This is a genomic window from Streptomyces sp. NPDC101776, from assembly GCF_044766845.1.
Taxonomy (GTDB): domain Bacteria; phylum Actinomycetota; class Actinomycetes; order Streptomycetales; family Streptomycetaceae; genus Streptomyces.
This window is the reverse complement of sequence record NZ_JBIWMV010000016.1, coordinates 95,471-115,621: the sequence shown is the minus strand read 5'-3', so window position 1 is coordinate 115,621 and position 20,151 is coordinate 95,471. Positions and strand designations below refer to the sequence as shown.

22 protein-coding genes are annotated in these 20,151 nt (G+C 70.8%); 9 read left to right on the top strand and 13 right to left on the bottom strand.

The window, feature by feature from the left end:
- Positions 1-636: a GNAT family N-acetyltransferase gene (locus tag ACIRRY_RS36880; protein WP_403981729.1), complete on the bottom strand. Its 636-nt coding sequence runs from the start codon at positions 634-636 to the stop codon at positions 1-3.
- 58 nt (positions 637-694) lie between these two features.
- Here ACIRRY_RS36880 and ACIRRY_RS36875 point away from each other — a divergent pair, with 58 nt between their 5' ends.
- Both ACIRRY_RS36875 and ACIRRY_RS36870 read left to right on the top strand, forming a co-directional pair.
- Positions 695-1,612, top strand: coding sequence for a MerR family transcriptional regulator (locus ACIRRY_RS36875; RefSeq protein ID WP_403981727.1), 918 nt, complete (start codon positions 695-697; stop codon positions 1,610-1,612).
- 48 nt (positions 1,613-1,660) lie between these two features.
- Entirely contained in the window at positions 1,661-1,873 is a 213-nt protein-coding gene (locus tag ACIRRY_RS36870; RefSeq protein ID WP_200689953.1) for an EF-hand domain-containing protein, read from the top strand.
- Between the two features lie 68 nt (positions 1,874-1,941).
- Here the strand turns inward: ACIRRY_RS36870 and ACIRRY_RS36865 are convergent, their stop codons facing one another.
- Both ACIRRY_RS36865 and ACIRRY_RS36860 read right to left on the bottom strand, forming a co-directional pair.
- On the bottom strand, positions 1,942-2,769 hold the full coding sequence (locus tag ACIRRY_RS36865) for an ABC transporter ATP-binding protein (protein WP_403981724.1): 828 nt from the start codon (positions 2,767-2,769) through the stop codon (positions 1,942-1,944).
- The gene (locus ACIRRY_RS36860; RefSeq protein WP_403981721.1) at positions 2,766-4,379 is read right to left on the bottom strand and encodes a 2-isopropylmalate synthase; all 1,614 of its coding nucleotides are present in this window, start codon (positions 4,377-4,379) and stop codon (positions 2,766-2,768) included. Before ACIRRY_RS36860 ends, ACIRRY_RS36865 begins: the two co-directional genes overlap by 4 nt.
- A 194-nt stretch (positions 4,380-4,573) precedes the next feature.
- Here ACIRRY_RS36860 and ACIRRY_RS36855 point away from each other — a divergent pair, with 194 nt between their 5' ends.
- Together ACIRRY_RS36855 and ACIRRY_RS36850 are read left to right on the top strand one after the other, a co-directional pair.
- Positions 4,574-5,251 (top strand): FadR/GntR family transcriptional regulator, encoded by a 678-nt coding sequence (locus ACIRRY_RS36855; RefSeq protein ID WP_403981719.1) that lies wholly within the window; start codon positions 4,574-4,576, stop codon positions 5,249-5,251.
- 138 nt (positions 5,252-5,389) lie between these two features.
- Positions 5,390-6,067, top strand: coding sequence for an NADPH-dependent F420 reductase (locus tag ACIRRY_RS36850; protein ID WP_403982008.1), 678 nt, complete (start codon positions 5,390-5,392; stop codon positions 6,065-6,067).
- A gap of 36 nt (positions 6,068-6,103) precedes the next feature.
- Here the strand turns inward: ACIRRY_RS36850 and ACIRRY_RS36845 are convergent, their stop codons facing one another.
- The 4 genes from ACIRRY_RS36845 to ACIRRY_RS36830 form a co-directional block, all read right to left on the bottom strand.
- A complete protein-coding gene (locus ACIRRY_RS36845) occupies positions 6,104-6,661 on the bottom strand; it encodes a glycoside hydrolase family 25 protein (protein ID WP_403981717.1) in 558 nt (185 codons plus the stop codon).
- A 35-nt stretch (positions 6,662-6,696) separates the two neighbouring features.
- On the bottom strand, positions 6,697-7,737 hold the full coding sequence (locus tag ACIRRY_RS36840) for a phosphatidylinositol-specific phospholipase C domain-containing protein (protein WP_403981714.1): 1,041 nt from the start codon (positions 7,735-7,737) through the stop codon (positions 6,697-6,699).
- Between the two features lie 69 nt (positions 7,738-7,806).
- The gene (locus ACIRRY_RS36835; protein WP_403981712.1) at positions 7,807-9,114 is read right to left on the bottom strand and encodes an McrC family protein; all 1,308 of its coding nucleotides are present in this window, start codon (positions 9,112-9,114) and stop codon (positions 7,807-7,809) included.
- Positions 9,111-11,294: an AAA family ATPase gene (locus tag ACIRRY_RS36830; protein ID WP_403981710.1), complete on the bottom strand. Its 2,184-nt coding sequence runs from the start codon at positions 11,292-11,294 to the stop codon at positions 9,111-9,113. Before ACIRRY_RS36830 ends, ACIRRY_RS36835 begins: the two co-directional genes overlap by 4 nt.
- A 125-nt stretch (positions 11,295-11,419) precedes the next feature.
- Between ACIRRY_RS36830 and ACIRRY_RS36825 the strand changes: the two genes are divergently transcribed.
- The 3 genes from ACIRRY_RS36825 to ACIRRY_RS36815 all read left to right on the top strand — a co-directional run bounded on the left by ACIRRY_RS36825 (position 11,420) and on the right by ACIRRY_RS36815 (position 12,971).
- Positions 11,420-11,677 carry an LLM class flavin-dependent oxidoreductase gene (locus ACIRRY_RS36825; RefSeq protein ID WP_403981707.1) on the top strand — a complete coding sequence of 86 codons (258 nt, stop codon included), beginning with the start codon at positions 11,420-11,422 and terminating at the stop codon, positions 11,675-11,677.
- Entirely contained in the window at positions 11,653-12,414 is a 762-nt protein-coding gene (locus ACIRRY_RS36820; RefSeq protein ID WP_403981705.1) for an LLM class flavin-dependent oxidoreductase, read from the top strand. Before ACIRRY_RS36825 ends, ACIRRY_RS36820 begins: the two co-directional genes overlap by 25 nt.
- A gap of 251 nt (positions 12,415-12,665) precedes the next feature.
- Positions 12,666-12,971, top strand: a complete 306-nt coding sequence (locus tag ACIRRY_RS36815) for an ATP-binding protein (protein ID WP_403981703.1) — start codon at positions 12,666-12,668, stop codon at positions 12,969-12,971.
- On the opposite strand, the gene ACIRRY_RS36810 is transcribed toward ACIRRY_RS36815, so the two are convergent.
- Complete coding sequence (locus tag ACIRRY_RS36810; RefSeq protein WP_403981701.1) at positions 12,931-13,848, bottom strand: aminoglycoside phosphotransferase family protein; 918 nt, start codon at positions 13,846-13,848, stop codon at positions 12,931-12,933. The genes ACIRRY_RS36815 and ACIRRY_RS36810 overlap by 41 nt on opposite strands.
- Positions 13,849-13,947: 99 nt before the next feature.
- Here ACIRRY_RS36810 and ACIRRY_RS36805 point away from each other — a divergent pair, with 99 nt between their 5' ends.
- Positions 13,948-14,304, top strand: coding sequence for a PRC-barrel domain-containing protein (locus ACIRRY_RS36805; RefSeq protein ID WP_403981699.1), 357 nt, complete (start codon positions 13,948-13,950; stop codon positions 14,302-14,304).
- A gap of 53 nt (positions 14,305-14,357) precedes the next feature.
- Positions 14,358-14,645 (top strand): hypothetical protein, encoded by a 288-nt coding sequence (locus ACIRRY_RS36800; protein WP_403981696.1) that lies wholly within the window; start codon positions 14,358-14,360, stop codon positions 14,643-14,645.
- A gap of 20 nt (positions 14,646-14,665) precedes the next feature.
- Here ACIRRY_RS36800 and ACIRRY_RS36795 read toward each other — a convergent pair whose 3' ends face one another.
- The 5 genes from ACIRRY_RS36795 to purU form a co-directional block, all read right to left on the bottom strand.
- A complete protein-coding gene (locus tag ACIRRY_RS36795) occupies positions 14,666-15,811 on the bottom strand; it encodes a N(5)-(carboxyethyl)ornithine synthase (RefSeq protein ID WP_403981694.1) in 1,146 nt (381 codons plus the stop codon).
- A 108-nt stretch (positions 15,812-15,919) separates the two neighbouring features.
- Complete coding sequence (locus ACIRRY_RS36790) at positions 15,920-17,296, bottom strand: cytochrome P450 (protein WP_403981691.1); 1,377 nt, start codon at positions 17,294-17,296, stop codon at positions 15,920-15,922.
- A gap of 80 nt (positions 17,297-17,376) precedes the next feature.
- Positions 17,377-17,958, bottom strand: a complete 582-nt coding sequence (locus tag ACIRRY_RS36785; protein ID WP_403981689.1) for an NADPH-dependent F420 reductase — start codon at positions 17,956-17,958, stop codon at positions 17,377-17,379.
- Positions 17,955-19,190, bottom strand: coding sequence for a beta-ketoacyl-[acyl-carrier-protein] synthase family protein (locus tag ACIRRY_RS36780; RefSeq protein ID WP_403981686.1), 1,236 nt, complete (start codon positions 19,188-19,190; stop codon positions 17,955-17,957). The genes ACIRRY_RS36785 and ACIRRY_RS36780 overlap by 4 nt, the downstream gene beginning before the upstream one ends.
- Positions 19,191-19,239: 49 nt before the next feature.
- Positions 19,240-20,151 (bottom strand): formyltetrahydrofolate deformylase, encoded by a 912-nt coding sequence (gene purU, locus ACIRRY_RS36775; protein ID WP_403981683.1) that lies wholly within the window; start codon positions 20,149-20,151, stop codon positions 19,240-19,242.

Here is a 20,151-nt window from a genome sequence, read left to right as displayed (position 1 = left end):
CTAGGGCACGCTGAGCAGCACCGCCTCCGCACCCACCGGACGGTAGCCCGCCGCCAGGAACGCCCGCATCGAGCGGGCGTTCCCCGGCGCGACCTGCGCCCACAGCGGCTCGGTGGTGAGATGCCGGGCGGCGGCCACCAGCGCGCGGCCCAGCCCCCGGTGCCGTACGTCCTCGTCGATCTCGACGGAGACCTCCAGTCGGCCGCCGACCCCGCGCCCCAGCACGATCACTCCGCCCTCCGCCGTCCACGCGCGCACGTCGTCGCGCCGGCCGCGCGCGTACACGATCCGCGGATGGTCGCCGTCCGTGATCTCCCGTAGGGGGACCGGCGGTTCGCCCGGCAGCGGGGAGCCGACCAGCATCGCGTCGATGGTCTCCGCCCTGCGGCCCGTCCGCTCCAGCAGGGCCATCAGGAACCACGGGTTCATCGGCGCCGCGAGCGCGTCGCACGGCACGGCCGCCAGGGTGTCCTGGACCCACTGCGGATCCTCGTCGACGAAGACGACCGCGTGCGCGGTGAAGGCGAGGACTCCCGCGTCCCGTTCGTTCATCTGCGGCACGACGGTCGTACGGCCGTCCGGCGGCGGGAGGTCGTCCCGGGCCACCGCGTCGAGAATGTCCCGAAGAGTCTCCATCGCCAAGCTCCTTGCGCCGCTTGAGTCTCCACCCACTGGAAGGCCCACACTCGTAGACATGATCGACGACGGCACCGGACTCCTCACCATCGGGGAGCTGGCCAGAGCCACCGGACTGACCGTGCGCACCATCCGCTACTGGTCGGACGAGGGCGTGCTCACCCCGGTGACCCGCTCCGCCGGCGGCTATCGGCTCTACGACGCCGAGTGCGCCGCCCGGCTCGAACTGATCCGCACCCTGCGCGAGTTGGGCCTCGGCCTGGACGACGTACGCAAGGTGCTGGCCGGTGAGACGACCGTCGCGGAGGTCGCCGCCGCCCATGTGGTGGCACTGGACGCGCAGATCCGATCGCTGAGAGTGACCAGGGCGGTGCTGTCGACCGTCGCGAGACGCGGTTCGACCGCGGAGGAGATGACGCTCATGAACAAGTTGGCACGGCTGTCGGCGGCCGAACGCAGGCGGATCATGGAGGAGTTCGTGGACGAGCTGTTCCACGGGCTCGACACCGTGGATCCGTGCATCAAGGAGCGAATGCGGTCCATCGCGGTGGACCTGCCGGACGACCCGACGCCCGAACAGGTCGATGCCTGGGTGGAGTTGGCGGAGATGGTGCAGGACCCGGAGTTCCGGGCACAGATGCGCAGGGCGGTCGAGTTCAATGCGTCGGACCAGGAGCGCGCCGCCGTCCGCGGGCGGTCCACCTGGTTCCCGATGCGGCTGGTGCAGCTGGGCGCGGAGGCCAGGGCCCAGGGCATCGCCCCCGAGTCGCCGGAGGCGGAGGCGATCGTGCGGGAGGTGCTGGGGGACGGCGGCGATTCGGCCGTCGTACTCGAACGCATGGAGGCGGCGTCCAACAACAGGCTTGCCCGGTACCGGGAGTTGCTGTCCACGGTGAAGGGCTCGGGACCCGCGGGGGCGCACCGGGAGGAGTTCGCGTGGGTGGTCGCCGCACTGCGGGCTCGCGCGGCCGGTTAACCTGGCCTGCGTCAACAGGTAGTAATGCGTTACGAAGGGGCGGATCCGGTGGCGGACATCGAGGAAGCACGCAAGCATTTCCAGCGGATCGACACGGACGGTGACGGTGTCATCACCGCGGCCGAGTTCAAGACCGCCCTGGCCCAGGGAGGCGACTGGAACGTGACCGAGGCGGTCGCCGAGGCCATCATCAAGAGCCGGGACCTCAACGGGGACAAGGTCCTGTCGTTCGACGAGTTCTGGGCCCACCTGAACAAGTGACCCGAGAGGGTCCGCAGTGCTCTGGTCGGAAGGGGCGCCCGTCCTTCGGTGGACGGGCGCCCCTCTCGTCATCCCCGGTGCCTGATCCGCACGCTCCAGCGGCCGTCGTGCCGGTCCAGGACCAGCGGCAGGTCGAAGCACTTGCCGACCTGGTCGCCGGTGAGGACCTCGGCCGCCGGGCCCTGCGCGAGGGTGCGGCCGTCGCGCAGGAGCAGGGCGTGGGTGGTGCCGGCGGGCAGTTCCTCCAGGTGGTGGGTGACCAGGACGGTGGCCAGGTGCGGATGCTCCCGGCGCAGCGAGTCCAACGCGTCGAGCAGCCGCTCGCGGCCCGGCAGATCGAGGCCCGTGGCCGGTTCGTCCAGCAGTAGGAGCCGGGGCTCGGGCTCCCCCAGTTCTCGGCTTCGCTCGAACCGGGAGGTACCCCCACGCGCCCGGGCGATCAGGGTCCGGCCGCGCTGCCCCTGCGAGAGCGTGGGCCAGCGGGCGTCACGGAGTTCCGCGAGCCCCATCGTGTCGATGAGCCGCTCGGCCCGCGCCTCCTGCTCCGGTGTCGGCCGCCAACGGGGGAGCGGCGCGACGGAGTTGGTCAGCCCGGTGAGGACGACCTCGCGGACGCGCCGGGGTTCGGTGAGCGGATGACGGGGATCGACGTGCCCCACGTAGGACCGCAACTCCCGTACGTCGACCCGGCCCAGACGTCGGCCGAGCACCTCCACCGTCCCGCCGGTCGGATGGACCTGCGCCCCGAGCAGGCTCAACAGGGTTGACTTTCCCGCCCCGTTTGCACCGAGGAGCGCCCAGTGCTCGCCGGTCCGGACGGTGAGGGAGCCTTCCGCGAGGATGGGCCGCCCGTCCCGTACGACCCGCACGTCCTCGGCACGCAGCACCTCGCTCATCGGCTCACCCGGTTCGCCCAGTTCACGGCGGAGAGGACGGCCCGTACCGAGGCCGCCGAACCCTCGGCCGCACCCCAGATCGTGACGCCGTCCACCCGGCACTCGGCGTAGGCGGCCGTCGTCCCGTCCTCGGTGAGCTCCAGGACGTCGACCGTGTGCCCGGCCGGCGCGAGCGCGTCGACCGGGGCGGCCGTGTCCGCCGGGTACGCGCCCGGTTCCAGCGGGCCTTCCACCACATATGTCTCCCGGAACAGCTCGTACAGCTCCTTCGGTGTGGTCTCCCGACCGCTCGCGTCCGTCGCCTCTTGGACGACCCGGGAGAAGTCGGGCCGCATGCGCGGCGGCAGGTCGAGGCCGTGGTGGACGCGCAGCAGATACGCCATTCCGCCCTTGCCCGACTGCGAGTTGACGCGGATCACCGCCTCGTAGGAACGGCCCACGTCCGCCGGGTCGATCGGCAGGTACGGGACGGACCAGGGAGCCTCCCGCTCCGGGACCCCCAACTCCCTTGCCCTGTCCGTGTGATGGACCAGGCCCTTGCTGATCGCGTCCTGGTGGGTGCCGGAGAACGCCGTGTACACCAGGTCGCCGGCGTACGGGTGTCGGGGATGCACCGGCAGCCGGTTGCAGTGCTCGACGGTCTCCCGGACCGCGTCGATGTTCCCGAAGTCGACCATGGGGTCCACTCCTTGGGCGTACAGATTGAGCGCGAGGGTCACCAGGTCGACGTTCCCGGTGCGTTCGCCGTTGCCGAAGAGACAGCCCTCGACGCGCTGGGCGCCGGCCAGGACGGCGAGTTCGGCGCAGGCCACGCCCGTGCCGCGGTCGTTGTGCGGATGGACGGAGAGGATCACCGACTCCCGCCGGGACAGGTTCCGGTGCAGATACTCGATCTGGTCGGCGTAGACGTTCGGCGTCGCGATCTCTACCGTCGCCGGGAGGTTGTGCGTGACCGGCCGGTCCGGGCTCGCGTCCCACAACTCCGTGAGCCCGTCGCACAGTTCGAGGACGAAGTCGGGTTCCGTGAGGTTGAAGGTCTCCGGCGAGAACTGGAAACGGACACCGGGCGCCTCCTGGGCCCGGCGCGCCATGTGTTCGGCCGCCGCGCGGACGGTCGCCCACACCTCGCCCCGGTCGCGGCCGAGCACCACCTCCCGCCAGACCGGGGAGGTCGCGATGTACAGGTGCACCACCGCGCGGGGCAGTCCCTCGATCGCGTCGAAGGTGCGGTCGATCAACTCCCGTCTGGCCGGGGTGAACACGACCGGCGTGACGTCATCGGGCACGGCCCCGTCGGTCACCAGGTGCCGTACGAAGTCGAAGTCGGTGCGGCTCGCGGAGGGGTAGCCGACCTCGATCTCCTTGAAACCGGTCGCCACCAGCAGGTCGAACAGGCGGCGCTTGCGGGGCGTGTCCATCGGTTCGGCGAGGGCCTGATTGCCGTCGCGCAGGTCGACGGGGACCCAGAGGGGAGCGCGCTCGAAGCGGGCGGAGGGCCAACTCCGGTCCCCGGCAGGGACGTTCACGCGCTCCTGGAAGGGGCGATAGCGGTGGTGCGGCATCGGGCTCGGACGCTGGGGGTTCCAGCGGAAGGAGGGGGCGATGGTCATCGTCTGCTGACTGCTCTCGGCTCGGTCGGACGGTGACCGGCAGCACGGCGACCCGCGGCGGGGTGCCGGTCGCGTCAGGCCCCGCCGCGGCAGCCGAGAAGAACGAGACCGCGAAGCGTCATGCCGGTACGCTATCCACACCTCAGGTCCTCAGACAAGTGAGAATCTCCTGATACTTAGGTTGGTGAAGCACCGTGCCGCTGGGTCCCGTCCGTCCCAGTCCCCTCGTCGAACAGGCCGCCGACCGGCTGCGCGCGCAGATCGCCGCCGGTGAGTGGCCGGTCGGCACCAAGCTCCCCGGCGAGACCACGCTGGCCACGGAGCTGGGCGTGGGCCGCTCGACGGTCCGCGAGGCGTTGCGGGCGCTCGCCGGGGCCGGTCTGGTCCGGCCGCGGCAGGGTGCCGGCGTGTTCGTCGTCGCCACCGAACCCGCCGAGGACTGGCCGACCCGGCTGCGGCGGGCCGCGGTGACCGACGTCTACGAGGTGCGGATGGGCGTCGAGGTCCAGGCGGCCCGGCTGGCGGCGAGCCGTCGTACACCCGGGGACGTGACGGCGATGGAGCACGCGCTGGAGGCCCGCAGGGCTGCTTCCGGGGTCGACGACGTCGCCTTCGTCGACGCCGACATCGCGTTCCACGCGACCGTGGTCGCCGCCGCGCACAACCCCGTACTCGCCGATCTCTTCGCCCAGTTCAGACCGGTGCTGCGGGAGGGGCTGGTGGAGTTGCTCGCCCTGACCGGACTGCGCGAGCACGATCCGAACACCGGGGACGGGGCGCACGAGGCGTTGGTGCGGGCGGTCGCGGAGGGGGACGCGGGGGTGGCGGCGGAGGTGCTCCGGGCGGAGCTGGAGGACCCGTTCGGGGAGTAGGCGGGGAGCAGGTACGGGGGAGGTCGGCCGTCGGACGCCGTCACTCGTACGGCGGGGAGTCGGAATAGCCGACGGCCGCCCGGGGTTGAGGCCCTCCAGGAGCATGCGTGTGCATTGATTCGTGCGCACCGATTCTGGATCGGCGAAGGGTCTGTCATGAAGATCGGCATCATCGGCGCGGGCAACATCGGCGGCAACCTCACCCGGCGGCTCACCGCCCTCGGGCACGAGGTCTCCGTCGCCAACTCGCGCGGCCCGCAGACACTCACCGCGCTGGCCGAGGAGACGGGCGCGACCCCCGTACCGGTCGAGGAGGCGGCGAACGGGGCCGAGGTCGTCGTGGTCACCATTCCGCTGAAGGCGGTCCCGAACCTGCCCAAGGGCTTCCTGGACGGTGCCGCGGAGAACCTCGCGGTCATCGACACCGGGAACTACTACCCCGGGCGCGACGGCCGGATCGCGGCGATCCTCGACGAGGGCCTCACCGAGAGCCGCTGGACCGCGCAGCAGATCGGCCACACCGTGATCAAGGCCTTCAACGGCACCTACGCCCAGGACATCCTGGACCGCCACCGCCCGGCCGGCGCCCCCGACCGCCTCGCCCTCCCCGTGGCCGGCGACGACGAGGCGGCGAAGCGCGTGGTCAGGGCCCTGATCAACGACCTCGGCTTCGACACCGTCGACTCGGGCCCCCTCGACGAGTCCTGGCGCCAGCAGCCGGGGACGCCGGTGTACGGACTCCGGGAGGGCGTGGACGGGATCACGAAGGGACTGGCGGAGGCGTCGCCCGAGCGGACCGGGGACTTCGCGGGCTGAGGACGACCCTGGTGCCGGGTCGCGGTCGCCCGTGAGTCAGGCGTCCGCGGCCCAGGTGCGCAGTGCCGCCTTGCTCGCGAAGTCGGCCACATCCTTGTCGTGCGGGTCGGACGTGTACTGGTGGAACACCCAGTCCGCCTTGATGCGGGGCTTGCCGGCTGTCGTGTAGTCGGCGATCCACAGGCCGTCGCCCGCGTAGGACGTCTTGTCGAGGGTCAGCCAGAAACTGCGGTTGCAGTAGAGGATGACGCGGTTGTTCGGCCGCAGTGCCTTCACCTTGCGGATGAAGGTGTCCTTCTCCGCGTTCGACGCGTGGGTGCCGTCGCCCGTCGTCTCCCAGTCCACGGCCAGCAAGTCCCCTGCTTTCTCGGGGGCCTTGCTGACGAAGTACTCCGCCTGTGCGGTGATGTTGCCGGGCCAGAGGAAGTGGTAGAAGCCGACGACCAGGCCCGCGTCACGGCCTGTCTTCGTCTGCGCGGTGAGTCTCGGGTTGACGTACGAGCGGCCCTCCGTCGTCTTGATGAAGACGAAGGAGGAGCCGTCCGTGTCATACGCCGTGGACTGGTACGCGCTTACGTCGATTCCATGAAGCATGGGGGACTTGTGCCCCGTCCCCCGGATCCGGAACCTCAGCTTCTGGTGGCCACCGAGCCGAGGACCGAGGCCGACTTCGACGACCAGTCGGAAGTGATCACGCTTGCGTGATCGGCGGCCAACAGTGCCAATTTCGCGGCTACTTCCGCGTCCGTGGGGGCCGTCGAGGAGATCGCCGGGGCCACCGCGTACGCGTCCGTCATGATCAGGATGTAGTGGTTCGTGGAGTAGAACGACGTGTCGTAGCCGTTGTTGACGTACGTCGCCGCGTCTCCGTCGAAGAACACGAACCAGGGTCGGACGGACGTGTCCGAGGCCCAACGGGTCGATCGCGGATCGCCGTTCGCCGCGCCGAGTACGGCGGGGAAGGCCTGCGCCTGCGCGATCGTGCCGGCCGCGTACAGGTCGCGCAGATGGTCGCCGTACTCCTGGTCGGTCCAGTAGTGGTCGAAGGGGTTGGCCTGCTCGACCGTGCCGGGGATCAGTTCGAAGATGAACTTGCCCTTGAGGTCGTCGCGTGAGGGCCACGCGTTCGCCTGGGCCGCCGCGTCGAGCGTGGAGTACGAGGAGCCGAGCAGGTCGGACGGCTTGTAGACGCTGTTGCCGAGCTTCTGCGAGACCAGGGTGTCGAACGCGGTCGGGCCCAGGCCGATGGTCTGGTTGAAGCCCACCTTCATCTCCACCTTGACGATGATGGGCGCGTGGTCCGGGTGCAGGGTGTTCCAGGCGGCCATGTTGTCCAGGCAGCTGCCGAGGTCCTGGTTGCGGTCCTTGCTGTACAGGTCGGCGGGGGTGCTCGCGTACTCGCAGTTGTTGTCGTTGGAGAACAGGTCGCTGTGGCTGACCCGCCACCGCTTGCTCAAGCTGTCGACGTAGACGTCCAGTTCGAGCAGCGAGGCCCCGGAGTCCAACGCCTGTGCCCAGTACGTGTACTTGTCCTTCTCGTACGCGTTGTGCGTGCCGATCGTCGTCGTCTCGGAGAACTTCGGCGCCGCCGCATGCGCGTTGCCGGCGGCCCCCGTCAGCAGCAGGGCCGTCCCGGTGAGCAGTGCCGCCAGCCGTCTTATCGCCTTCATGAGTCTCAAGTCCCCTTCGCCGTCGCCTGGTTGGAGCCTTGGTGGCGGGAGCAGCGTAGGGCGAAGCGGTTACTCCCCGGTAGCCCCTGGAGGAACATCGGCTTCCGCTCGCTCCGGGTCCGGTGCGGCCGTGATCCGGTCGGCCAATTCGCCCACTGTGGTGAGGAGTTCGGCGGGCGGCAGATCGAGGTCCAGGGCGTGGGCCGTGACGGTGATGCCCACGCGCCGGATGACGTGCTCCGTCGGGCCGTCCCGGGTCGTCGCGGCATAGACGAGATGGCCGTCCGGGAGGCCCAACGCCGTGCAGTAGCCGAGCAGTTGGTAGAGGTGCTCGGTGGGTGGCGCGGGCGCGTGCCGGAAGGCGTACTTGGCGTCCACGACGGAGACGGTACGGCCGGCCCGGTACAGGACGAGATCCGGGCGCAGCCGGACGTGCCCGGCCTGGTCGAGGCGGTGGTGCTGTTCCTGGGCGGCGCAGCGGACCCCGCGGCGGGCCAGGGCGTCGGTGAGCGCCAGGGTGAGGAACCGTTCGAAGACGGCCGGCATGTCGAGCACGAACCCGTCCGCGGTGGTGGGGAGTCGACGGCCCTCCGGGTTGAGTGACCGGTCGGACAGGAGCAGTTCCGCGAGCCGAAGTGCCGGTGCGTAGCGGGAGTTGAGGCGGTTCGGGGTCCAGCGGGGGAGCGGGGTGCCGGGCGGGAGCAGGTGGACGCCGGTGAGGTGGTGGGCGAGATGGCGCAGGGCGAGGCCGGTGTGCGGAGGGAGTTGGGGCAGGCGGGCGGCGCGGTGCAGGGCCGCGAGCAGGACGCGGTTCTCGGCGATGTCCGGGGTGTGGTCGTCGTAGCGGACGGCGACGGGGAGCGGGAGGCCGACGCGGCGCAGTTGGTCCGCCGTGCGGATACGGCCCCGGATCAGGGGGAGTTCCTCCTCGACCGTGCGGTAGCCGTGCAACACACCGGCGTCCAGGGTGCGGCGGGTGACGCGGGCGAGGAGATCGGCGAGAGCGGGCAGCAGGTCGTCGGCCTCGGCGGCGTCGACCGTCTCGCGGAGCCAGGGGTCGGTGGGCGCGTAGGAGAGCAGGAACAGCAGGTTGCGGACCGGGAGTTTGGGGCGCAGGTGGAGCTGGACGGCGCCCCCGGAGGGGGTGCGCAGGCGGACCAGGCCCGCCTTCTGGTTTCCGGTCAGCCGCCATCGCCCGCCCGTCGCGGGACTCAACCGCACCAGCCCGGGCACACCGAGTAGCGCGGCGAGCTGGTCGCCGGTCAGCTCGCGCACGATGCCGGGGCCGGTCTCGTCGACGGTGAGGTGGAGTGGGTCCGTGCGCAACGCCCCTCCGGCGAGGCGGCTTTCTGTGCGGCGGAGCCGGTCCGTGCTCAACGCTCCTCCACCCAGGCGGCGTTCAGTGCCGTGAGCCCGTACTCCTCCTCGACGTCGATACCGGTGCCGTAGAGCTGGTCCTCCAGGAGGGGGAGGATCTGGGTGCGCCAGATGAGGTCGAGGCCCTCCGGTCGGGCCGCGGAGGGTTTCATCAGGTACGACGGTCCGATGGCGCGGTCGGCGTCGCCGAGGCGGGAGTTGAGCGCGTCCAGCAGCCGCGCCGCCGTGTCGGGCAGTCCGCGAGCGCGCAGCCAGCGCTCCAACAGGCCGCGCACCGGCGGCAGTTCGGGGGACAGCCGGCGGAACGCGAAGCGACGCCGCATCGCCGCGTCCACGAGCGCGATCGAACGGTCGGCGGTGTTCATCGTGCCGATGACGAAGAGATTGCCCGGCAGATGGAACGGGTCGTGCGGGCTGTACTGCGTGGTCACCGGCTCCTCGCGGTACTCCAGCAGGAAGTACAGCTCGCCGAACACCTTCGCCAGATTGGCCCGGTTGATCTCGTCGATGATCAGGATGTACGGGTTCGACGGGTCCGTGCGAGCCCGCTCGGCCAGCAGTTTCAGCGGGCCCGGCACCACGTCGAACACCACCGAGCCGTTCTCGCCCCGCACCGGGCGGAAGCCCTCGAAGAAGTCCTCGTAGGTGTACGAGGGGTGGAACTGGACCAGTTCCACCCGGTCGGGTCCGGCCAGATGGCGGGCCAGCGCGCGGGCGAGATACGTCTTCCCCGTGCCGGGCGGCCCGTGGAAGACCAACTGCCGCTGCTCCTGGAGCTGTTCGGCGGTCTCCCGCAGCCAGTCCTGCGGCATCAGCAACTGCGCCGCCAACTCCTCGGTCACGGAGGGCAGTTCGAGCGGCTTGGTGACGTCGGCCTCGATGAGCGGCTCGGCCACCACGTCCTCAAGTCCGGCCCGCTCGGCGAGTTCGGCGGCGACGCTGCTGATGTCGTAGACCGCCGGTGGCCGGGTCAACTGGGCCTGCACCGCCTCGGGGAGCTGCGCACGCCGCAACGGCCGGTCGGCGGTGGCCCAACGCACCGGACGGCGACGGGCGTTGTCGGGGCCGTCGGAGAGGTCGTACGACGGCGGGCCCTGGAGGGTGCCGACGTGGACGTCGTGCGGGGTGACGGTGACGATCACGTCGCCGGGCTTCATCACCGAGAGGAACGCGTGCAGTTGGTAGGTGGCCTGGCCGCGGAGCTGGGCGCTGGCGTCGGGCATCGCCTCCGCGACCGCGCGCTGGACCTGCGGCTTGCCGGAGTCGGCGGGGATCTCCGGAACGTCCCGCCAGGCCAGGGAGCAGTAGCCCTGGTCGAGCCAGGACGGGACGAAGTTGGTGCCGTCGACGTTGTATCCGCGGACCAGCCAGCCGCGCTGCGCGTGCTCGGCCGCGCGCCGTCGCCAACTGCCCTGCCAGGGCTCGGCGTAGAAGTCGACCGGCGCCCCCGACCGAGCCTCCAGGGTCTGGTGGAGGGTGAGCAGATCGCGGTCCTGGTCGCCGATCGGCTCGGGCAGGTCGGCGGCGAAGGCCTTCAGGATCTCCTGCTTGTGATAGACGCTCGCGATGGGCTGGAAGACGTCCGGGAAGAGCAGATACAGCAGGATGTGGATCTGCGCGCGTCCCTTCTTGTGCCCCTCCGACTCCTGCACCGCGAAGCACTCGGCGCGGAACCGCCACGGGTCGCCGAGGATCGACTCCCGTTCCGGCAGAGGCAGTCCGGCGAGCCGTTCCACCAGCAGGACCAGGATCTGGAACTGTGCCCAGCGGTAGTTCAGGAAACCCTGGCCGCCGTTGATGAACCCGCCCAGACCGCTCTCCAGGTCCGCCGGTACCGCCACCGGACGCTCGGTCCAGGACAGCACCTCGCCCAGGATCTCCCGCTTCTTGGGCAGCCCTATCTGCTCGGGCACCAGCGGTGCCATGTTCACGAACAGCAGCTCGGCCGCCAGCGTGATCGTCTCGTCCGGCGCACCGTCGAGCTGGCGGCGCAGCTTGACCAGGAACGTGTCCGACGACTCGTCCGGGTGGTCCACGAAACGCACGCGTAGATCGGCGGCGGTCGGCTCGGTCCACGCGTCCCACGCGGGCACGAACGCGGACTTCCCGCTCAGCAGCCCGTCCCGGAACACCCGCTGCACCGCCGCCACGACCTCGGCGCCTTCGGGCCGTTCTGCCACGACATCCACCCCCTGGTACTGGAACTGCCCACAGTAGAAGGCGTCCTGGTGGCACGGTCGACGGAAATATCACTCCCACCTCACGAACATTGTGTTCTGTTGAGTGAGAACAATATTCTCCGACCATGACGACAACACATCGTCCCGGTATGGCGTTCGCTCTGCGATTCGACTTCCGCAACCCCGAGTCCGCCGGTACGGCCATGGCGGACCGGTACGCCGCCGCCCTCGACATGGCCGAGTGGGCCGACGGGCTCGGCTGTACGCGGATCACCGTCTCCGAGCACCATGGTTCGCCGGACGGCTATCTGCCCAGCCCGGTCCAGATGCTCGCGGCGATGGCCGCCCGCACGAAGCAGTGCGCTTCCTCGTCGCCGCGTTGATCGCGCCGTTCCACGATCCGCTGCGCCTCGCCGAGGAGTTGGCGGTCCTCGACAACATCAGTCGGGGGCGCGTCGATCTGATCGTCGCGGGCGGCTATGTGCGCGAGGAGTTCGCGATGTTCGACGTGCCGATGAACGAGCGGGCCCAGCGGGTCACCGAGGTGGTGACCACCCTCAAGTCGGCTTTCACCGGGGAGGAGTTCGGCTACCGGGGACGCACGGTGCGTGTCACGCCCGCGCCGTACCGGCCGGGCGGCCCCGCCGTCCTGCTCGGCGGCAGCAGCGAGCCGGCGGCGCGGCGCGCGGCACGGATCGCCGACGGGTTCGTCCCCTCCGTGCCCGAGGTGTGGGAGCACTATCGGGACGAGGTCGGCAAGTTGGGGCGCCCCGACCCCGGACCCAGCCCGATCGGGCCGAACCGGGTGGTGGCCCTCGCCGAGAACCCCGACGAGGGGTGGGAGCGGATGGCGCCCTTCTTCCTGCACGAGACCAACGCCTACGGCCTCTGGCAGGCCCAGGACGACGTGGCCGCGCCCTTTCGCACGGCCGAGGGGCTGGCGGAGCTGCGGCGCGGCGACCAGTACCGGGTCCTTACTCCTGAGGAGTTCGTGACCGAACTCAAGTCCGCGCCAAGGCCGTTCACCCAGTTCCATCCGTTGTGCGGGGGCATGCCGATGGGTCTGGCGTGGTCGAGTCTGCGGCTGTTCGAGCGGGAGGTGCTGCCCGCGTTCGGCTAGCGGCGGACCGTACGGCGCGTCTGGGAACTTCCTGGGAATCGACCGGGCCGCAGGCCGCCCCACGCCCCTGACCCGCGCCCGTTCCGCGCCGCCTCCCAGAACCTCTCCGGGACCCGGCAATCGCGTACGCCACCTTGTGCGTGCGGACGACGTCCCCGAAACACTCCGGAGGATTCCCGCGATGCCTGCCGCTACGACCACCACCAGGTCCCGTCCCGTTTCCGTTCCCCTCCCCGACGGTCCGGGAGCGAGTGCCCTCGAAGGAGCGGCGGTTCGTCAACGGCCCCTCGCCGCAGGCGAGTCGGGTTCCCGGGCGGCCGGTGCCGGGGCTCACCGCGGCCCGGATCGCCCACGACTTCGGGCGTTTCTACCGCGCCGACACCTCCCGCACCCGGGTCACGGGCGGTGCGGGCCTCGGTCTCGCCATCGTCGACTCCCTGGTCACCGCGCACGCGGGCCGGGTCCGGGTCCGTTCGACGCCCGGACGCGGGGCCACCTTCAGCGCCCGGCTCCCGCTTAATTCCGAACTGCGGGCGCCCGTGGGCGTGTTGGGGTGACGTCCGCGTGCTCGGTGAGGACCTCGGTGAGCTGGCGGGCGCTCTGACGGGCGACCCGGGGTTCGGTGGCCGCGTAACTCGTGTACGCGTTCAGGCCGGTGGTCAGGGCCCAGCCCATGCCGCGCGTCCAGGTGGCGTCGTCGAGAGCGAGCGCGGCGCGGAAGAGTGGGCGGGTCGTGGCCGACAACAGGGTGTAGGCGATGACCAGATCGCAGGCCGGATCGCCCATGCCCAGGCCGCCGAAGTCGATGACGGCGGAGAGCCGGCCGTCCACGGTGAGCAGATTGCCCGTGTGGAAGTCCCCGTGGCACCAGACCGGTTCGCGGTCCCGGGCGGGGGCGGCGAGCGCGTTGTCCCAGACCTCGGTCAGCGCGGCGGTGTCGAAGACTCCGTCCACGGCGTCGATCGCCTCGCGGGTCGCGCGGTCGCGGGTGGCCAGCGGGGCGCGGGTCAGTTCGGGGTGGGGTCCGGGGCGCAGGGCGTCGGCGGCAGGGGCTGCCTGCAACGACCGTAGGAAATCGGCTAGTTGACGGGTGGTCAGGGCTGGATCGGCGAGGCCGTCCGCCGCGGGCGTCGTGCCGGCCAGCCAGCGGGTGACGGACCAGTGGTGCGCGTAGCCGCAGCCGGGGGTGCCGAGGGCCAGCGGTTCCGGTACGGCGAGGGGCAGTCGGGGTGCGAGGAGGGGGAGCCAGGTGTGTTCCTTGGCGGCCTCGCCGTCCGCCCAGTCGCTGCGGGGCAGCCGTACGGACATCGTGTCGCCGAGCCGGTGGATGACGTGGTCCGAACCGGCGGGTTCGAGGCGGTTCAGGGGGAGGTGGGACCAGTGCGGGAACTGGGCGGTGAGGAGTCGGCGGACGAGGGTGGAGTCGATGGTCATCTTTCCCTTTCGCTGCGCTTGCCGGGTCGGGGCCGACCTGGGGTGACGGCTCCGATGGCGGGTATCCGGAGCACGAGCACCGTACAGAAGGAGCAGGCGATGATTCACTCGGCGGATGTCCGGGAGTGGCGTGAGTGCGACGTAGTGGACCCGGAGTCGCACAAGATCGGTGTCCTTGAGGCCGTGTACGTGGACACCGCCACCGACGAACCGGCCATGGCCACGGTCCGCATCGGACTGCCCACGCGGCACCGGCTCGTCTTCGTCCCCCTGGACGACGCCGTCGTCGGCCCGGACTATGTCAAGGTCGGCTACCCCAAGGCGCTGGTGAAGGAGGCCCCTTCGATCGGCACCGACGACGTCCTGCCCGCCGACCAGGAGGAAGGCGTCTTCAAGCACTACGGCCTGCCCTACCGCCCCGGCGCCGGCGGTGAGCGCCAACTGGCGCGCCGCTGACGGCTCCGGACGCCGAGAGGTTTCAACTCGGCGTTCGGGGCCATCCGTTGAACATGTCCAGACGTTACGGCGGAAGCCCCGCGGGGACGGTCATCTCCGTCATCGCGGATCTCGCGGCACTGATCCTGATCCTGTGGATCGCCCTCTATCTGTTCAACGCGAACAGCGCGAACAGCTCGGTCGACTGGGTCCACGACGCGGCCAACTGGCTGTCGGGCTGGTCGCACAACCTGTTCACCATCCACTCGGCGGACTGGCGCACCGTGGTCAACTACGGCCTGCCCGCCCTCGTCTATCTCTTCATCGGCCACGCGGTGGCCACCGGCGTCAACCGGGGCTAGCGCAGGGCGAGTTAAGACCCTCAGGCCGCCGGTCCGTGCGGGTAGACGGCCGAACGGTGCTGGAAGGAGAGGATCTTCGGGTTCTGGACGACACCGTCCCGGATCTCGATGGCCTTCCGCACCGTGACGTCGTCGTCCCACGCGGCCGGGCCGCTCATGACCGTGCGCAGATACGGCAGCAGCGCCTCGCTGATCTCCCAGGTGGCCGAGTTCCACAGGTGGGACGGACTGTGGTCCACCGCGTAGTAGTGGCAGCCCGGTCCGACCGTGGACATGGGGTCCTCGAAGCCGCTCGGCCGGGCCCAGGAGAAGCCCATGCCCTCGTCGCAGGACACGTCGATGAAGAAGGTGCCCGGCTGGAAGTGGGCGAGTTCCTCCTCGTTGACGAACATGAGGGGCGCGTCGGTGTCCTGGAGGACGCAGTTCACGACGATGTCGAACCCGGCCAGATACTGCGCGAGCGGCACGGGCCCCTGCCGGGTGGCCGCCTGGAGCCGTGACGGATCGTCCTCCTGCTCCTCGAAGTGACCCATCACGACCGACGGCATCGGCGAGGCCACGGCCGCGGCGGCGCGCTGGGTGAGCACCGTGACGTCGGAGACGCCCATGGCGCCGAGGCCGGTGACCGCGCCGCGTGCCGTGGCGCCGAAACTTATGACCACCGCGCGCAGCCGGCGGCCGTAGCTCCCGGTCAGTCCGCCGAGCTGGAGGGCGTGCAGCACCGAGCAGTAGCCGGCCAGCTCGTTGTTCTTGTGGAACACATGGACGCTGAAGGCGCCGGTGGAGGTCCAGTGGTTCATGGCCTCCCAGGCGACCAGGGTCAGCCGTCGGTCGATGCCGAGCTGGGTCGTCTTCTCGTCCTGCACACAGTGCGGCCAGCCCCACAGCACCTGGCCCTCGCGCAGCTCGGCGAGGTCGGCGTGTAGGGGCTTGGGCAGCAGCATGATGTCGCACTCGGCGACCAGCCGCTCACGCGAACGGAGGCCGCCGACGAGGGGCCGCAGGGCCTCGTCGGCGATCCCGAACCGTTCGCCGTAGCCCTGTTCGAGGAAGATCCGCGCCCGGATGTCGGGGTCGATCCGGTCGAGGTGGCGGGGGTGCAGCGGCAGACGGAACTCGTTCTCCTTGCGGGAGGAGTGCAGTACTCCGAGACTCATCAGGCTCATGTGGGGCGGCTCATTTCCGGCCGGACACGAGGTGCTCCGGCGTTGCCGTTCCCCGAGGGCGACGCCGAAACGGCTGACGGCGTGCGAGGTGCGCTCGGTAATGCCACGTTACTCCAGTGCGGAAACGGCCGGATTCCGTCGTCGGAGTGTCATCCGCAGGGTGCTGGGGCGGACCGTCGCGCGGGCCACCGGGCGGACGGGCCGGTCGGTGGTGAGGCCGAGGTGCCAGGCGCGGGTGAGGGTGGCGATCGCGGTGGTGATCTCGGCCGACGCGAAGCGGTCGCCGATGCATTTGTGCTTGCCCGCACCGAACGGCAGGAACGTTTCCTCGGGAAGCTGGGACGCGGCACGCCGGTGGCTGTCCTCCAGCCAGCGGTCCGGGTCGAAGACGAGCGGGTCGGGGAAGTGGGCCGGGTCGCGGTGCAGCGAGTGCCGGCAGTACGCCGGCTCGGTGCCGGCCGGGATCTCCCAGGCCCCCAGACGGGTGGCGGTGAGCGTACGGCGGGTGACCAGCCAGCCCGTGTGGTGGAGGCGTAGGGTCTCGCGGATCACCCTTGCCAGGTAAGGGAGTTGGGAGAGATCGTCGAAGGTGACGGGGCGGTCGCCGAGGACGGTGTCCAGCTCTTCCTGGACGCGGGCGTCGACGGCGGGATCGCGGGCGAGTTCGTACAGCACCCAGGACAGGACCGACGCGGTGGTCTCCGTGCCGGCCACGGCCAGGGTGAGGATCTCGGAGCAGATCTGGTGCGCGGTCAGCGGCCGGCCGGTCTCCTCGTCGGTGGCCCGCAGCAGCAGGGACAGCATGTCGCCGGTGTCCCGGTCGGCGGCCCGCAGTTCCGCCACGGCCGTGTCGATGGTCGCGCGGACGGCGTCCCGGGCCGCGGTGAAGCGGCGGTTGGCGGGCAGCGGAAGCCTTTCCACCCAGTCGGGCAGCATGATGCGGGCGCCGACGCCGTTCATCACCACCGACAGGTCCTCGCGGAGCCGGCGGAAGGCCTCGTCGTCGATGCTGCCGGAGAACACCGTCGCGGCCAGCATGTCCAGGGAGAGCCGGACCATCGCCTCCCGTACGTCGATGACCTCGCCGGGTCGCCAGCCGCTGACGGCGGCGGTGACCCGGTCGCGCATGATGTCGACGTACCGGGTGATCTCCGCGTGCCGGAAGGCGGGTTGGAGCTGGCGCCGCTTGCGCACATGCTCGCTGCCCGCCGCGGTGACGACGCTGTCACCGAGCAACTGGCCCATTTTCTCGAAGAACCGGCCCTTGTCGAGGGTGGGGGCGAGATCGACCAGCATGGCCCGGATCAGCGGCGGGTCGTTGACGACGACGGTGGACTGGCCGGGCTGGAGTCGGATCTCGACGAGCGGGCCGTAGCCGCGCAGTGCGGCGACGAAGCCGAGGTTGTCGCGGAGGAGGGGGATCGCGTGGCCCAGGAGCGGGAGCGAACCCGGGGCCCTGGGTATGGGGGGAGGCGCGACGGTCACGGTGAATCCCTTCACAGTGCTGGGACGACGCCATGATCACTGCCCGCCTCCGGCTCGCCTCATACGGCGGTGGTCCTGCCTTATACGGTCGCGGGGTGTGCCTCCGCGAACACTCCCGCCGAGCCCACCCCGCGCAGCGCCGTCCGCTCCACCCGGCGTGCCTGGTCGAGCCCGCCGCCGTCGACGTAGGTGAAGGGCGTCGCCGCGCAGAGCCCCAGAAAGGTCCGTTTCGCCTCCAGGTCGTCGGAGATGACATGGATGTCGGGGACGGACGGGTCGGGAGTGCCGTCGAACCCCTCCCACCACACGTTCTTGAAGGCGCCCACCAGCCGCGCCCCGGGGAACGCGACGGCGAGGTCCGCCGCGTTGCCGGTGGCCCAGGGGCCCACGAAGTCGACATGGCCGCCGGTGAACGGGTTGGTGATGTCCACCAGGATCTTCCCGCCCAACCGGCCGCGCCAGGGCCGGAGTTGCTGCACCGCTCCCTGTACGCCCAGCACGGCGGGGATCACGATCGTGGACTCCGCCACGACCTGTTCGTAGGGCCCGCCCGTACGTACCTCGTGCCCGGCACGGGCGAACATCGTCGCGAGTGCGACGGCGATGCCGCCCGTGCCCAGCACGCCGATCGTCGGCGTCGGCGTGGTCAACTCCCGGTTCACGGCGTCCGCTTCAGGACCAGGCTGACGTTGTGGCCGCCGAAGCCGAAGGAGTTGGCCAGCGCCGCGTCCCAACTGCCCTCGCGGTTCTCGCCGTTGACCACGTCCAGGTGGATCTGCGGGTCGAGCGCGTCGAGGTTGCGGGTGGCCGGGACCACCCCGTGACGCAGCGAGAGCAGGGCCGACATGGCGCCGAACGCCCCACTCGCGCCCAGCATGTGGCCCGTCATCGACTTGGTCGCGGTCACCACCGGGTGCGTGCCCAGCGCCTTCGCCACCGCGTCGGCCTCCGCGAGGTCGCCGCCCGGGGTCGAGGTGGCGTGGGCGTGCACATGGCCGATGTCGGCCGGCGCCAACTCCGCGTCCCGCAGGGCCCCTTGGATCGCGAGGACCTGCCCCTCGATGTCGGACGCCGAGATGTGCCGGGCGCTGGAGGTGACGGCCGCGCCGGCCACCGCGCCGTAGACCCGCGCGCCCCGGGCGCGGGCGAACTCGGCGCGTTCCAGGACCAGTACGGCCGCGCCCTCGGCGATCACGAACCCGTCGCGGCCCGCGTCGAAGGGGCGGGACACGGCGGCCGGGTCGCCCTCCCGTCGCGAGAGTGCCTTCATCTGCCCGAACGCGGCGACCATCAGCGGATGCAGACTCGCCTCGGTGCCCCCCGCCACCACGACATCGGCGCGGCCGAGGCGGATCAGGTCCAGTGCCAGGGCGATCGACTCCGCCCCCGAGGCACAGGCGCTGGCGGGGGAGCGGGCGCCCGCCCGGGCGCCGAGGTCGATGCTGACCCAGGCCGCCGGGCCGTTCGGCATCAGCATCGGGACGGCGTACGAGGACAACTTCCGCATGCCCGACCGCTCGTAGACCTCGTTCTGGCCGAGCGTGCTCAGCACGCCGCCGATGCCGGTGCCGACGACCACGGCCAGCCGCTCGGGTTCGACCGGTGGCCGGCCCGCGTCCTCGAAGGCCTCCCGGGCGGCTGTTACGGCCAGTTGCTCACCCCGGTCCAGTCTGCGGGCCTGCACCCGGCCGAGGATCTCGACCGGGTCGTCGGGCACCGTGCCCGCGATGCTGACCGGTAACTCCTCGGGCCAGGAACCGTGTTCGTCGTGCAGGGTGCGCACGCCGGAGCGTCCGTCGAGCAGGCCCTGCCATGACGCGGGCGCCGTTCCGCCGAGCGGGGTCATGGCACCCAGGCCGGTCACGAGGACGTCCGTGTCTCTGAGGTGGGTCATCGCCGTGCCCTCCTTCCTGTTTCTGTCCGTCCGCTATTTGTCCGGGCGCTCATGCGAAGACGATCGTGTGGTTGCCGTGCCGGATCACGCGGTCCTCGCCGTGCCACTGCACGGCCCGGGTGAGGACCGCCCGTTCCACGTCGGCGCCGCGTCGTTGCAGCTCGGCGGCGGTGTCCGCGTGGCTGACCCGGACCACGTCCTGCTCGATGATCGGGCCCTCGTCGAGGTTCTCGGTGACGTAGTGGGCCGTCGCGCCGACGAGTTTCACCCCGCGTTCCTTCGCCTTGGCGTAGGGACCCGCGCCGATGAAGGCCGGCAGGAAGGAGTGGTGGATGTTGATGATCGGCACGTCGAGCCGCTTGATGAAGTCCCCGGAGAGGATCTGCATGTAGCGGGCCAGCACGACGAAGTCGACGTTGCCGCGCAGCAGCCTCAACTGCTCGTCCTCCGCCGCCGACTTGTCGGGTCCCGAGGACGGCACGTGGAAGAAGGGGATGCCGAACGACCGCACTTCCTCGGCCGTGTCCGGGTGGTTGGAGATCACCATGGCGACGGTGACGGGGAGTTGGCCGCGCCGGTGCCGCCACAGCAGGTCCAGCAGACAGTGGTCGGACTTCGAGGCGAAGACCGCGACCCGCTGGGGCACCGACAGGTCCCGCAGCGTGAACTCCAACTCGAAGTCCCCGGCCAGCCGTTGCCGCAGTCCGTCCTCGACCGCCGGGAGTGCCGCCCCGAGGTGGTCGTGGCCGAACACCGTGCGCTGGAAGAAGGCGCCGCCCCGCGGATTGTCGGAGTACTGGTCCAGGGACACGATGTTCGCGCCGTGCTCACCGAGCACCGCGCCGACGGCCGCGACGATGCCGGGCCGGTCCTTGCCCCGGACGGTCAGGGAGGCGTGGCGGTGCCCGGTGCGGGTGGTCGCGGCCCGAACCGGCTGCTGTGCCTCCAGAGTTGACGACAC